Raw genomic sequence first — 14440 nt, 5'->3', positions numbered from 1 at the left:
CCCAACCCCTCCCCTGAAGGGGAGGGGCTAAAACCGTGCAATGCTGATCGCTTTCAACTCTAGCCTTTGCTCAGGCTGAACCGAGTTGGGAGTCGAATTCAGCGCAAGGTGCGGATGATTCCGGAAAAATCCACCGGCGGCTGCCCTTCGCCGACGAATGCCGTGTAAAGCTCGGCCGCCCGTTCGCCCATCGGGGTGGCGGCGCCCGCATCCTGCGCCGCCTGCATCGCCAGCTTCAGGTCCTTCAGCATCAGTGCCGCGGCGAAACCGCCCTGATAATCGTGATCGGCGGGCGTCTCCGGTCCGACACCGGGAACGGGGCAATATTTGGTCATCGACCAGCTCTGCCCCGACGAGACCGAGGCGATGTCGTAGAAGGTCTGCGCCTCCAGCCCCAGCTTCTCGGCCAGTACGAACGCCTCGCAGGTCGCGATCATCGTCGCACCGAGCAGCATGTTGTTGCAGATCTTCGCCGCCTGCCCTGCGCCGTTGCCGCCCGCATGGATCACCGCCTGTCCCATGGCGGACAGGAAGGGCTCGGCGCGCCGGAAAGCCTGTTCGGACCCGCCGACCATGAAGGTCAGCGTGCCGGCCTTGGCCGCCGCGATCCCGCCGGAAACGGGCGCATCGACCGCCATCATGCCCTTGGCCAGCGCAGCCTCCGCCACCCGGCGCGCGGTGGCGACGTCGATGGTCGAGCAGTCGATCAGGATCGCGGAGGGCGGTGCGGCGGCAAAGACGGCGTCGGCATAGACGCGCTCGACATGGGTTCCGGCGGGCAGCATGGTCACGACCGCCTCGACCCCGTCCATCGCCGCGACAGCGCTGTCGACCGGCAGGCACCCGGCCGCCTTGGCCGCCGCAAGCGCGTCCGCCGACAGGTCGAAGGCGCGGACGTCATGCCCCGCCTTTGCGAGGTTGGCGGCCATCCCGCCGCCCATATTGCCCAGGCCGATAAAGGCGATCCGCGCCATGATGCTCTCTCCTTTGTTCTTCTTTTTCTTTTAAGCCCCTCCCGCAGGCGGGAGGGGTTTGGGGAGGGCATGGGGTCTCACCGAGCGTCTCGCTTGCGGCCCTGCCCTCCTCCATCCCCTCCAGTTTACGGGAGGGGCGTGGGACTCAGTTGCCGGTCCAGTTGGGGCTTCGCTTTTCCACGAACGCGGCCATGCCTTCCTTCTGGTCGGCCGAGCCGAACAGGCCGTGGAACAGCCGCCGCTCGAACTGCACGCCCTGCGCCAGTCCCATGTCGAAGGCGGCGTTGACCATTTCCTTGTTCGCACGCGCCGCGATCGGCGCCATGCCGGCGATGGTCGCGGCGGTCTTCATCGCCTCCTCGACCAGATCGGCGGCGGGGACGATCCGCGCGACGAGGCCTGCGCGCTCCGCTTCCTCGGCGTCCATCATCCGGCCGGTCAGGCACATCTCCATCGCCTTGGCCTTGCCGACCGCGTGCGCCAGCCGCTGCGAGCCGCCCATGCCCGGCGTCACGCCCAGCTTGATCTCGGGCTGGCCGAACTTGGCGGTGTCGGCGGCGAGGATGAAGTCGCACATCATCGCCAGTTCGCACCCGCCGCCCAGCGCATAGCCCGCGACCGCCGCGATGATCGGCTTGCGGGTGCGGGTGAACTCGTCCCAGCCGGTGAAATGGTTTCGCCCGTACATGGCGGCGAAGTCCATCTCCTGCATTTCCTTGATGTCCGCACCCGCCGCGAATGCCTTCGCGGAGCCGGTGATGACGGCGCAACGCTGTTCGGGATCGGCGTCATAGGCGCGCATCACGTCGAGCAGCTCGGCCAACAGCTCGGCATTCAGCGCGTTCAGCGCCTGCGGCCGGTTCAGCGTCACCAGCGTCACCGCCTCGCGGCGCTCGACGATCAGGGTGTTATAGTCGGTCATGCGGGCGTCCTTCTCAGCGGTCGTCGGGGGTCCAGGCCTGCCCCTCGGGCATGGGCGCGAAGATATGGTCGATCATCGTGTCGGTCACGCCCTCCGGCGTGGCGGGGTCCCAGCGCGGCGCATTGTCCTTGTCGACGATCAGCGCGCGGACGCCCTCGACGAAATCGGGCCGCTGCACGACGCGGGAGGCGACTCCATATTCGCGGCGCATCTCGTCGGCAAAGTCGGTGGTCAGCCTGCCCTCGCGCAGCAAGCGCAGCGACACCTTGCAGGCTTGCGGCGACTTGGTGCGCAGCACGGCCAGCTGCTGCGCCGCCCATTCACCGTCGTCCGCCTCCAGCGCGGCGATGATCTCTTCCAGCGTGTCGGCGGCAAACAGACGGTCGATGTCGGCGGCATGGGCCATGATCTTCGCGCTCGGCGCGGGCACCGAGAGCCGGTCGAGCGTCGCGGCGATCTCCTGCGATGCCGACGTAATTGCGGCCTTTGCTTCCTCCAGCGCGGCGGCGGGCAGGTAATGCGTTGCCAAGCCGAGCGCATGGGCCTCCGCCCCGTCGAGCCGGTGGCCGGTCAGCGCGAGGAATTCGCCCATCCGCCCCGGCAGGCGCGAGAGATACCAGCCGCCGCCGACATCGGGGAACAGGCCGATCCCCGTCTCGGGCATGGCGAAGCGGGTATTCTCGGTCGCGACGCGGAAGCGGGCGGGCGCGGAAATGCCGACGCCGCCGCCCATCGTGATGCCGTCCATGAAGGCGACGATGGGCTTGGCATAGGTGAACAGCCGGTGGTTCATCCGATATTCGGTGTGGAAGAAACCCCGCGCGGCCTCGCCGTCACCCGCCCCACTCTCGGCCAGCAGGCGGATATCGCCGCCCGCGCAGAAACCGCGCCCCTCGGCATGGTCGATGATGATCGCCTCGACGCCCAGATCGCCGCGCCAGTCCTCCAGCGCGGCCAGCACGCCCTCGCACATCTCGCGGGTCAGCGCGTGGATCGCCTTGGGACGGTTGAGCCGCAGTTGCCCGACCGGGCCTTCGCGGATAACGATCAGGTCTTGGGTCATGCCTCTACCTTATTCTCTTCTTCCACCCCGGCGAAAGCCGGGGCCCAGATGCCGCGCATCAGGTGGCGCGCCATCGGCCAGTCTGCAACTGGACCCCGGCCTTCGCCGGGGTGGTTGCGTTTGGGGAACGTCAGTCCTTCAGCAAATCCCGCCCGACGATCATCCGCATCACCTGGTTGGTGCCCTCCAGGATCGAATGCACCCGCAGGTCGCGCCAGAAGCGCTCGATCGGATAGTCCATCAGATAGCCGTAGCCACCATGCAGCTGCAGCGCCCGGTCGACCACCGACGATCCGGTATCGGTCGCCAGCCGCTTGGCCATGGCGGCGAAGCGGGTCTTGTCGGGGGCGTTATCGGTCACCTTGGCGGCGGCGAGGTAGAGCAGCGCGCGGGCCGCCTCCAGCTCGGTCGCCATGTCGGCGAGGGTGAACTGGGTATTCTGGAACTCGGCGATCGCCTTGCCGAACTGGCGACGATCTTTCACATAGGCCACGGATTCGTCGAGGCAGCGCTGCGCTCCGCCCAGCGAGCAGGCACCGATGTTCAGCCGCCCGCCGTCCAGCCCCATCATCGCGATGCGGAACCCCTCGCCCTCCGCGCCCAGCCGGTTGGCGACCGGCACGCGGACATTGTCGAACATCACCTGCCGCGTCGGCTGCGAATGCCAGCCCAGCTTGCGCTCATTCGCGCCGAAGGAAACGCCGGGCATGTCCTTGTCGATCACCAGGCAGGAAATGCCCTTGGGGCCGTCCTCGCCGGTGCGGACCATGGTGACATAGACCTCGTTCTCGCCGCCGCCCGAAATGAACTGCTTGGAGCCGGAAACGACATAATGGTCGCCGTCGCGCACCGCACGGGTCTTGAGCGCGGCGGCGTCGGAACCCGAGCCTGGCTCGGTCAGGCAATAGCTCGCCATGCGATCCATGGTGACGAGGTCGGGAAGGTAACGGCCCTTCACATCCGCATCGCCGAACCGGTCGATCATCCACGACGCCATATTGTGGATCGAAATGAAGGCCGAGGTCGAAGGACAGCCATAGGCCATCGCCTCCATGATGAGCGCCGCCTCCAGCCGCCCGAGCGCGATGCCGCCCGATTCCTCGGAGACGTAGATGGCCGCGAAGCCGAGTTCTGCCGCTTCCCTGATCGTATCGCGGGGGAATATGTGCTTCTCGTCCCACTCCGCCGCGAACGGCGTGATGCGGTCGGCGGTGAAGCGGCGCGCCAGTTCCTGGATCTCGCGCTGTTCGTCGGTGAGGTCGAATTGGGTCATCTACGCTTCCATGTGTAAGCCCCTCCCGCAGGCGGGAGGGGTTTGGGGAGGGCAGGGAGTCTCACCGAGACCATCGCTCGTGGCCTTCCCTCCCCCATCCCTCCCGTAAACGGGAGGGGCGTGCCTAGGTTCAGGCCATCGTCGGGATCACGAACGTATTGCTTCCATCCGGCGAGCCATCCGGCCAGCGCTGGGTCACCGTCTTCACCTTGGTCCAGAAGCGGACGCCCTCCATGCCGTGCTGGTTCACATCGCCGAACGCCGAGCGCTTCCAGCCGCCGAACGTATGATACGCCACCGGCACCGGGATCGGCACGTTGATCCCAACCATGCCCACCTCGACCCGCGCAGCGAACTCGCGCGCGGCGTGGCCGTTGCGGGTGAAGATGGCGACGCCGTTGCCATATTGATGCTCGCTGGGCAGGCGCACCGCCGTCTCGAAATCGGGGGCGCGGACGATCTGGAGGACGGGGCCGAAGATTTCCTCCTTGTAGCTCTGCATCTGGGGCGTCACCCGGTCAAACAGCGACGGGCCGATGAAGAAACCTTCTTCATAGCCCTGCAACTGGAAACCGCGCCCGTCGACGACCAACTCGGCACCTTCGTCGACGCCGGTCTGGATCCAGTCTTCCACACGGCGTTTGTGCGCGGCGTTCACGACCGGGCCGTAATGCGCCTGCGCATCGGTCGAGACGCCGACCCGCAAAGCGTCGATCGCCGGGATCAGCTTCTCCCGCAGCGCATCGGCCGTCTTGTCCCCGACCGGCACCACCACGGGCAGCGCCATGCAGCGCTCGCCCGCCGAACCGAAGGCCGCGCCCGACAGGTCGGCGACCACCTGGTCCAGATCGGCGTCGGGCATGACGATGCCGTGGTTCTTGGCACCGCCCATCGCCTGGACGCGCTTGCCCGCCTCGACCCCGCGCCGGTACACATAATGCGCGATGTCGGACGAACCGACGAAGCTGACCGCGCTGATCGCCGGGTGGTCGAGGATGGCGTCGACCATCGCCTTGTCGCCGTGGACGACCTGAAGAATCCCCTCGGGCGCACCCGCTTCGCGCATCAGTTCGGCCAGGCGCACCGGGACGGAAGGGTCGCGTTCGGACGGCTTCAGGATGAAGGCGTTGCCGCAGGCGATGGCGACGCCGAACATCCACATCGGGATCATCGCGGGGAAGTTGAACGGCGTGATACCCGCCCCGATGCCCAGCGGCATCCGCATCGAATAGACGTCGATGCCCGGTCCCGCCCCTTGCGTATATTCGCCCTTCAGCGCGTGCGGGATGCCGCAGGCGAACTCGATCACCTCCAGCCCGCGCTGGATGTCGCCCTTCGCGTCGGCGATGACCTTGCCATGCTCGGAAGAGAGCAGATGCGCCAGCGCGTCCATATTCTGCTCGACCAGTTCCTTGAACCGGAACATCACGCGCGCCCGGCGCTGCGGATTGGTCGCGGCCCAGCCGGGTTGCGCGGCTTGCGCGGCGGCGACGGCGCGTTCCAGCAGCGCGGCATCGCCCAGCATCACACGGGCCTGAACCTGGCCGCTATTCGGGTCGAAGACGTCCCCCTGGCGGGTCGAGGCAGCGTCGGTCGCGGTCTGTCCGCCAGCAACCATATGGTCGATCACGCGCATAAACTCTCCTGTTTCGGGTCTGGTGCCCGACTCTCTGGCTTGTAATTATATTGCTCGGGCGTGAAATCCAAGTCGGGTCGACCAAAAAGGCGGCGAGGCCGTTTCCGCGTGCGTCAGGCCGCCGGACAGAGCCGCCATGCCGCCCCCGCCGCGATCAGCGCGCCTGCCACCGCCGCCGCCAGCGCGGTCAACCCCCAGAGCGGAAAGGCCAGCGCCCCCAGCCCCGCACCGACCAGAAATCCACTCCAGAGCAGCAGATAGGGCAGCCAGCCCCAACGCGCGCGCCCCGCGACGCTGTGCGCCAGATGCTGTCCGATCTTGACCAATGTGCCGGTCATATAGGTGACGCCGATGCTCACCTCGCCATCGCGCTCGAAGGTGGCGTTGGTCGCACCCATCACCAGCGCCATGGCGGGGGCCGCCCGGCCGCCCAGCACCACGACGCCGCCCAACAGCAGGGCGACCAGCACCAGCACCGCGACCTGCCCGACCCGCGGCAATGCCAGCCGGACCAGCGTGCCGACCAGCACGCCCGCGACGAACAGCGCCAGCAGCATCGCCAATATCGCGACCCCGCCCGACATAGGACCTTGCGGCGCGATCAGCCGGACTGCCAGCATCGTGCCATTGCCGCTCATGAAGGAGACGAAATAGCCGCCAAGCTGCTGAAATCCGATCGCATCGACATAACCGGCCAACAAGGCCAGCCAGATGGCCAGCGGCCAGGATCGGCGATCGGATCGGATCATGGCGGGCAGCTATATCGCGGCGGATGCGGCGCGACCAAAGGATATTACGATGCGCGAAGGGATCGGATCGCGAACAGGCGCGTTGGCGCGGTTCCGAATTGGGGGAGTTGGCATGGCGGGCGCGCTCGTGGAGATCTGGTTGACCGTGTCGTCGCTGTCTTCGCTTGTCATCATCATGATCGCGCTGGGTCACAGCGACATGCGTCGCGAAAAGCGCCTGCGCCCCCGGACGATTTCACGTCGTCGCGCGCGTCACACCCTTCCCTGACGCACGCGACGCCACTCGATCAGAACATGTGAAGCAGCCGGTCGAGCAGGCCGGGCTTGCGCGTACGCATCGCCAGATAGCGCGCACGATCCTCGGCCGCACGACGATAGAGCGCATCCAGACGCTGCTCTCGCGGCATGTCGGAAATCCGTGGCGGCGGCATGTGACTGGCCATTTTACACCCTCCCTTATGTCGAGCCGTTGGATTTCAACGACGAACCGTGACTTTTGTTCCGGACAGGTGACAGGGCGGTCATATCAACAAGCCTCCCCCCAAGATATTGGAATCGGGTCGTTCGGGCAATTTTCGCAGGTTTTCGAACCGTCCGGCGGCGTGCAATCATGAACGTCTCGTAAGGAACCCGTAAGGGGTGCGTCAGGGATTTGCCCCTATCGGCCGGGCTAATATCCGCCTTCTTGCGCCGAAAGACACCGATGCACGTCAATCCCGCCGACGCAACGCTACCCGAAACCCGCCGCCTGTCCTCCGCACAGCAATGGCGCTGGGTCGGCATCGCCGCCGCCGTGCTGATCGGGGCGCTGGTCCTGTTCACGGTCATCGGCAAGCTGACGCACAAGGAAGAAACGCCCCCCGCCCCGCCGCCGCCGGGCACGCTGCGCCTGTCGAAGGACCAGCTGGCCGCGATGCCGACGATGCGCGTCGGACTGGGCGCGTCGGGCGACCAGACCATGGCGACCGGCGCGATCACCGTCGATGCGACCCGCTCGACCCCGGTGCTGATGCCCTATGCGGGGCAGGTGGTGCGCGTGCTGGCCGATGCGGGCCAGACGGTGCGCCAGGGCCAGCCACTGCTCCTCATCAAGACCAGCGATTTCGTCGATGCCCGCTCGGGCCTCTTCTCGGCGCGCGCGGCTTACCAGAACGCGCAGGCGCAGCTGGTCGCCGCGCAGCGCAACGCCGACCGCCAGCAGCAAATCTATGAGACCGCCGGTGGCGCGCTGAAGGATTATCAGCAGGCCAAGGCCGACCTCGCCGCCGCGCAGGCGACCGCGCGCACCGCCGCCGCCTCGCTGGGCGCGGCGCGCGACAAGCTGGCGATCCTGGGCAAGTCGCAGGGCGAGATCAACCGGCTGGAGAATGTCGGCGAAGTCTCCGGCATCCACGACATCACCACGCTGCACGCACCGATCAGCGGCGTCGTCGCCTCGCGCGATGTCGCGCCGGGGCAATATGTGTCGCAGGGCGGCGACAAGCCGGTGATGACCATCACCGATCCGTCGCGCGTATGGCTGGTCGCGCAGGTGGCCGAGAGCGATGCCGAGAATGTCCGCGTCGGCGATCCCGTCGAGGTGACGACCCCCGCGCTGCCGGGCCGCGTCTTCCACGCGACGATCGATCTGGTCGGCGCCGCGCTCGACCCGCAGACGCACCGCCTGCCGGTCCGCGCCTCGATCCCCAACCCCGACAAGGCGCTGAAGCCCCAGATGTTCGCCAGCTTCGCGATCAAGCATCTGAACGCGGGCGAAGCGATCCGCGTCCCCGCCGCCGCCGTCATCCATGAAGGCGACACCGCGCGCGTCTGGATCATGCGGCCCGACGGCCTGCTGGTCGCGCGCGACGTGACGACGGGCGACTCCGCCAATGGCCTGGTCACCATCACCCAGGGCCTGAAGCCCGGCGAGAAGATCGTCACCTCTGGCGCGCTGTTCGTGAACGAAGCGGGGATCGGCGAATAATGAACCGCATCGTCGACTTTGCGCTGCGTCAGCGACTGCTGATCGTCGGCCTGTTCTTCGCGATGATCGTCGCTGGCGTCATCGGCTTCATCAACCTCAACATCGAAGCCTATCCCGACCCGGTCCCGCCGATGGTCGAGGTCATCACCCAGACGCAAGGGTTGTCGGCCGAGGAGATGGAGCGCAACGTCACCATCCCGATCGAGGTCCAGATGGCGGGCATCCCGCACCTGACCGCGATCCGCGCGATTAGCCTGTTCGGTCTGTCCGACATCAAGATCCAGTTCACCTACGATTACACCAACGAGCAAGCGCGCCAGCAGGTCATCAACCGCCTGTCGCAGCTGCCGCCGCTGGCCGGTGGCGCGCAGCCGACGCTGTCGCCGACCTCGCCGGTGGGCGAGATCTATCGCTACCGCATCGCCGCGCCCAAGGGCTATTCGGTGATGGACCTGAAGACGCTGCAGGACTGGGTGCTGCAACGCCGGTTCAAGCGGATTCCGGGCGTCATCGACGTGACCGGCTGGGGCGGCAAGCTGCGCGCCTATGACGTGGTGATCGACCAGAACCGCCTCAACGCGCATGGCGTGACGGTCGCGCAGGTGCTGGCGGCGCTGTCCAAGAGCGACGGCAATGTCGGCGGCCAGACGATCAACTTCGGCGAACAGGCCGCGATCGTGCGCGGCATCGGCCTGATCCAGTCGCCCGACGCGATCCAGAACGTTCTGGTCGGCCAGGCGGGCGGCGCGCCCGTGCTCATCAAGGACGTGGCGACCGTGAAGGTCGGCAACGCGCCGCGCATGGGCATTGCCGGATACAACAATGACGACGACATCGTGCAGGGCATCGTCCTGATGCAGCGCGGCGCCCAGTCGATGCCGACGATCAAGGCCGTGCAGGCCGAGGTCGCCAACATCAACGACAGCGGCGTGCTGCCCCCCGGCGTGCATCTGGAGCGGATCTATGACCGTTCCGACCTCATCAAACTGACCATCCATACCGTCATGGAAAACATGGTGGTGGGCATCCTGCTGATCTTCGCGTTGCAGTGGCTGTTCCTCGGCAATCTGCGCTCGGCGATCATCGTGGCGGCGACCATCCCCTTCGCACTGGCCTTCGCGATCCTGATCCTGGTATTGCAGGGGGAGAGTGCAAACCTGCTGTCGGTGGGTGCGCTCGACTTCGGCCTGGTCGTCGATGCCTGCGTCATCATGGTGGAGAATATCTTCCGCCATATGGTCGAACGCTCCGCCGCCGTCGAAAATGGCCAGGGCCGCTACACCATGGCGAGCCGCTTCGGCGCGGTGCTGGGCGCATCCTCGGAGGTGAGCCGCGGCATCTTCTTCGCCGCCGCGATCATCATCGCCAGCTTCCTGCCGCTGTTCACCCTGACCGGGGTCGAAGGCCACATCTTCGGCCCGATGGCCAAGACCTATGCCTATGCGATCAGCGGCGGCCTGCTGGCGACCTTTACCGTAGCACCCGTGCTCTCGACGCTGCTGCTGCCGGACAAGCTGGCCGAGACCGAAACCTTCATCGTCGGCAAGCTGCGTCGCGTCTATGAACCCGCCGCGTCCTTCGCGCTGCGCAACAAGGTCGTGACGATCGGCGGCGCGGTGCTGATGATGGGTCTGGCGGTCGTCGGCGTGCGCTCGCTGGGTATCGAGTTCCTGCCGCACCTCGAAGAAGGCAATATGTACATCCGCGCCACCCTCCCCTCCTCGATCAGTCTCGAGGCGGGCGAGAAGGTGACCAATGAGGTGCGCAAGATCATCGCCTCCTACCCGGAGACCACGGCGGTCCTGTCCGCCCATGGCCGCCCGGATGACGGCACCGATGCGACCGGCTTCTTCAACGTCGAGTTCTTCGTGCCGCTCAAGCCCTTCGACACCTGGCCGAGCGGCATGACCAAGGAGAAGCTGATCGACGAGCTGTCGACCCGCCTCGCCAAGAAATATCCCGGCGTCGACTTTTCCTTCTCGCAGATTATCGAGGATAATGTCGAAGAGGCCGCGTCGGGCGTGAAGGGCGCCAATTCGATCAAGCTGTTCGGCCCCGATCTGGTCACGCTGGAAAAGCTGGCCAACCAGATCAAGGCGCAGATGGCCAAGGTGAAGGGCATCGAGGATCTCGGCGTGTTCGAGATTCTGGGCCAGCCGACCGTACGGATCGACGTCGATCGTGCCAAGGCCGCCCGCTATGGCCTGACGCCCGACGACATCAACCAGACGGTGGCCGCCGCCATCGGTGGCCAGTCCTCGGCCGACCTGTACGAACCCGGCACCGACCGCCACTTCCCGATCATCGTGCGGTTGCAGCCGACCCAGCGCGACTCGCTGGAATCGGTGCGCAACATCACGATCGGCGCGCCGTCGCCCGACGGCAACGGGACCATACAGGTCCCGCTATCTGAGGTGGCGAACGTCAAGCTGACCAGCGGTGCGTCGTTCATCTATCGCGAGCATCAGGAGCGTTACGTCCCGATCAAATTCTCGGTCCGTGGCCGCGATCTGGGCGGCGCGGTCGAGGAGGCACGCGCGCGGATCAACCAGAATGTCCACCTGCCGCCGGGCTATCATCTGGAATGGGCGGGCGAGCTGGATAACCTGAAGAACGCGATCGCCCGGCTGGAGATCGTGGTCCCGATCAGCCTCGTCCTCATCCTGCTGCTGCTCTATGCCAATTTCGGATCGATGCGCGACAGCCTGCTCGCCTTCTCCGCGATCCCGATGGCGATCGTGGGCGGCGTGCTGGCGCTGGCGCTGACCGGCACGGCGTTCAGCATCTCGGCGGCGATCGGCTTCGTGGCCTTGTTCGGCATTGCGGTGATGGACGGCATCCTCGTCGTCACCACCTTCAACAACGCCATCGACGAAGGCGCGCCGCGCGAGAATGCGCTGGCCACCACGGTCAAGAACAGCCTGCGCCCGGTGGTCATGACCTGTCTGGTCGCCGCCATCGGCCTGCTGCCCGCAGCACTCTCGCACGGGATCGGCAGCCAGGTGCAGAAGCCGCTCGCGCTGGTCGTGGTCGGCGGCATGACGCTGGCCCCGGTGCTGATCCTGCTGGTTCTGCCGGTGCTGATCAGCCGCTATTCGACGCGCCTGCCGCTGTCGCAGCGCAAGCAGAAAACCGACCACTTCCACGACGACCAGCCCGAGACGGGAGCCACGGCATGAAGCGTTTCCTGACCCTGCCGCTGCTGGCGTGCGTCTCGGCCAGCATTGCCGGCTGCGCGGTCGGCCCGCACGATCTGGACGCGCATGCCAGCCTGCCGCCCATGGCCCCTGCGCCGGTGATCGCACCCGCGACCGGCCCGGCGCAGACGGTGTCGGCGACCGTCGCGCCCGAATGGTGGCACGCCTTCGGCAATGCCCAGCTCGACGCGCTGGTCGCCGAGGCGCTGGCCCACAATAACGACGTGGGCGTCGCCGAAGCCTCGCTGCGGCAGGCACGCGAGCAGGCACGGGCGACGCGCGGCTCGCTGCTGTTTCCGCAAGGCGGGCTGAACTACAATGTTCAGCGGACCCGCGTGTCGAACGCGCTGTCTCCGGCGGTCGCCGACCAGAACCAGCAGCTCTATACGCTGCACACGGCGCAGGTCAGCGTGTCCTATGACGTCGACGCGTTCGGCGGCAACCGGGCGCAGGTCCGCTCCGCCGTCGCGCGGGCCGAGGTCGAGCGGCATCAGCTCGACGCGGCACGGATGACGGTGGCGGCGAACCTCGTCACCGCGCTGATCGAGCGGGCGAGCCTGGCCGAACAGGTCGCCGCCGCGCAGACCGCCGTGAAGGTCAACCGCGACATCCTGTCCGCGCTCCAACAGCGTCAGCGACTGGGCGCGGTGGGGGCCTCCGATGTGGCAACGCAGCAGGCCGCGCTCGCCACCGCCGAGGGTGCTCTGCCCCCGCTGGTGCGTGCCGAGGCCGCGCAGCGGACCGTCATCGCCACGCTGATCGGCCGTCCCGCAGGCTCGGACCTGCCGCCGCTGCCCGAACTGTCGCAGCTGACCCTGCCGACCGAACTGCCCGCGATCGTCCCGTCCGAGCTGGTCCATCGCCGCCCCGACGTGCTGGCCGCCGCAGCGCAGTTGCAGGGTGCCGGAGCCGATGTCGGCGCCGCTATCGCCGCGCGCCTGCCCAGCATCCAGCTGTCCGCCAATGCGGGGGGCTCGGCGCAGAATTTCGGCGACATGTTCAAGAGCGGCAACCCCTTCTGGGCGCTGCTCGGCGGGATTACCCAGCCGCTGTTCCACGCCAACGCCCTGCGTCACCAGCAAAAGGCGGCAGAAGCGGCTTTGGACGGGGCCAAAGCGCAATATCGCCAGGCCGTCCTTCAGGCGTTCGGCAACGTCGCGGACTCGCTGACCGGTCTGTCCACCGACGCCCAGGCGCTCGACGCGGCGCAGCGGGCGAGCAACGCCGCGGGCCAGGCGCTGACCTTCGCACGGCGACAGCTGGCGCTGGGTGATGTGGGGACGTTGCAGCTGCTGAACGCCACCGCCACGGACGCGCAGGCGCGGTCGCAGTTGATCCAGGCCAAGGCAGCCCGGATGACCGACACGGTCGCACTGTTCCAGGCGGCGGGCGGGCCGGTTACGGGGTCTTGATATGAAGGGGGTGGGGCAACTCGTCCCCTACAGCCGTTCAGCCTGAGCGAAGTCGAAGGCCACGTCTTATTCCTCCCCGGCACGGGGAGGGGGACCATCCGAAGGATGGTGGAGGGGGTTATCCGCCAAGTACCACCTGTGAGGAAGCCCCCCTCCGTCAGGCCTGCGGCCTGCCACCTCCCCGGCACGGGGAGGATCATCAGAAAAGGGGAGAGCCTCAGCCCTCCCCCCAATCAGAACAACCGGGTAAGCAGGTAGAACCCTGCCCCCATCACGGCGGAGGCCGGGATGGTGATGATCCAGGCGATCACCACATTGCCTGCCACGCCCCAGCGCACCGCCGAGGCGCGCCGCGCGACGCCCGCGCCGATGATCGAGCCGGTGATGGTATGCGTCGTCGACACCGGGATACCCAGGGCCGAGGCACAGAAGATCACGATCGAGCCAGCGGTCGAGGCGCTGAACCCCTGGTGCTGCGACAGCTTGGTGATGCGGCTGCCCATCGTCTCGATGATCTTCCAGCCGCCGGTCATCGTGCCCAGCGCCATGGCGACATAGCAGGAAATGGCGACCCAGTGCGGCACCTCGAACGGGCCGGTCAGGCGGCCGGTCGAATAGAGGAGGACGGTAATGATGCCCATCGTCTTCTGCGCATCGTTCAGCCCGTGGCTGAGCGAATAGGCCGCCGACGAGACGAGGTGCAGCGCACGGAAGCTGCGCTCCGCCTGCCCCGCCGTCGACCGACGCAGTGCCCAGCTGCTCAGCAGCATGACCAGCATCGCCAGCATCATGCCGAGCAGCGGCGACAGCACGATGGCGAGCAGCGTCTTGTTCAACCCCGCCCACTGGACCGCGCCCATGCCCGCATGGGCGACACCGGCACCGACCAGCCCGCCGACCAGCGCATGGCTGCTCGACGACGGAATGCCGCGCAGCCAGGTGATGACGTTCCACGCCATCGCCCCACCCAGCGCGCCGAAGATGACGGCGGGCGTCACCACGTCCTGGGCGATCAGGCCCTTGCCGACCGTCTCCGCCACCTTGTGCAGGCTGGGGAAGGCGACGGTCAGGAAATAGGCCGCGAAGTTGAAGAAGGCCGCGAACACCACCGCCGCGACCGGTGACAGCAGCCGGGTCGCGACCACCGTGGCGATCGAGTTGGCCGCGTCATGCAGGCCGTTGAGATAATCGAACGCCAGCGCGACCAGGATCAGGCCGGCCAGCAACGGAAAGGCGAGTTCATGCATT

At 67.0% G+C, this 14440-nt stretch carries 12 protein-coding genes; 4 read left to right on the top strand and 8 right to left on the bottom strand.

Features of this window, described 5'->3' with window-relative positions:
* Positions 1–98 precede the first annotated feature (98 nt).
* The 6 genes from mmsB to BSZ14_RS13880 form a co-directional block, all read right to left on the bottom strand.
* A complete protein-coding gene (mmsB, locus tag BSZ14_RS13905) occupies positions 99–974 on the bottom strand; it encodes a 3-hydroxyisobutyrate dehydrogenase (protein ID WP_076711371.1) in 876 nt (291 codons plus the stop codon).
* 145 nt (positions 975–1119) lie between these two features.
* Positions 1120–1896, bottom strand: a complete 777-nt coding sequence (locus BSZ14_RS13900) for an enoyl-CoA hydratase (RefSeq protein ID WP_042483856.1) — start codon at positions 1894–1896, stop codon at positions 1120–1122.
* Positions 1897–1909: 13 nt separating this feature from the next.
* Positions 1910–2959, bottom strand: a complete 1050-nt coding sequence (locus BSZ14_RS13895; protein ID WP_076711370.1) for an enoyl-CoA hydratase/isomerase family protein — start codon at positions 2957–2959, stop codon at positions 1910–1912.
* A gap of 130 nt (positions 2960–3089) precedes the next feature.
* Entirely contained in the window at positions 3090–4232 is a 1143-nt protein-coding gene (locus BSZ14_RS13890; RefSeq protein ID WP_076711369.1) for an acyl-CoA dehydrogenase family protein, read from the bottom strand.
* A 130-nt stretch (positions 4233–4362) separates the two neighbouring features.
* Positions 4363–5868, bottom strand: coding sequence for a CoA-acylating methylmalonate-semialdehyde dehydrogenase (locus BSZ14_RS13885; RefSeq protein ID WP_076711368.1), 1506 nt, complete (start codon positions 5866–5868; stop codon positions 4363–4365).
* Positions 5869–5981: 113 nt separating this feature from the next.
* Positions 5982–6617, bottom strand: a complete 636-nt coding sequence (locus tag BSZ14_RS13880; RefSeq protein ID WP_076711367.1) for a YoaK family protein — start codon at positions 6615–6617, stop codon at positions 5982–5984.
* On the opposite strand from BSZ14_RS13880, the gene BSZ14_RS13875 reads away from it, so the two are divergent.
* A complete protein-coding gene (locus tag BSZ14_RS13875) occupies positions 6616–6885 on the top strand; it encodes a hypothetical protein (RefSeq protein ID WP_139330455.1) in 270 nt (89 codons plus the stop codon). The genes BSZ14_RS13880 and BSZ14_RS13875 overlap by 2 nt on opposite strands.
* A gap of 19 nt (positions 6886–6904) precedes the next feature.
* Here the strand turns inward: BSZ14_RS13875 and BSZ14_RS19720 are convergent, their stop codons facing one another.
* Positions 6905–7060: a hypothetical protein gene (locus tag BSZ14_RS19720; protein ID WP_157013558.1), complete on the bottom strand. Its 156-nt coding sequence runs from the start codon at positions 7058–7060 to the stop codon at positions 6905–6907.
* A gap of 260 nt (positions 7061–7320) precedes the next feature.
* Between BSZ14_RS19720 and BSZ14_RS13870 the strand changes: the two genes are divergently transcribed.
* The 3 genes from BSZ14_RS13870 to BSZ14_RS13860 are packed head-to-tail and all read left to right on the top strand — an operon-like array spanning position 7321 to position 13192.
* On the top strand, positions 7321–8583 hold the full coding sequence (locus BSZ14_RS13870; protein WP_076711365.1) for an efflux RND transporter periplasmic adaptor subunit: 1263 nt from the start codon (positions 7321–7323) through the stop codon (positions 8581–8583).
* Positions 8583–11762, top strand: a complete 3180-nt coding sequence (locus BSZ14_RS13865; RefSeq protein ID WP_076711364.1) for an efflux RND transporter permease subunit — start codon at positions 8583–8585, stop codon at positions 11760–11762. The genes BSZ14_RS13870 and BSZ14_RS13865 overlap by 1 nt, the downstream gene beginning before the upstream one ends.
* On the top strand, positions 11759–13192 hold the full coding sequence (locus BSZ14_RS13860) for an efflux transporter outer membrane subunit (protein WP_076711363.1): 1434 nt from the start codon (positions 11759–11761) through the stop codon (positions 13190–13192). Before BSZ14_RS13865 ends, BSZ14_RS13860 begins: the two co-directional genes overlap by 4 nt.
* 233 nt (positions 13193–13425) lie before the next feature.
* On the opposite strand, the gene BSZ14_RS13855 is transcribed toward BSZ14_RS13860, so the two are convergent.
* Complete coding sequence (locus tag BSZ14_RS13855; protein ID WP_042483831.1) at positions 13426–14439, bottom strand: inorganic phosphate transporter; 1014 nt, start codon at positions 14437–14439, stop codon at positions 13426–13428.
* Position 14440: the final 1 nt, after the last annotated feature.

Origin of the sequence: Sphingomonas sp. Sph1(2015), assembly GCF_001970915.1 — a bacterium.
Classification (GTDB): Bacteria; Pseudomonadota; Alphaproteobacteria; order Sphingomonadales; family Sphingomonadaceae; genus Sphingomonas; species Sphingomonas parapaucimobilis.
The sequence above is the reverse complement of the archived record's forward strand: the minus strand, read 5'-3'. Positions and strand labels throughout refer to the sequence as shown.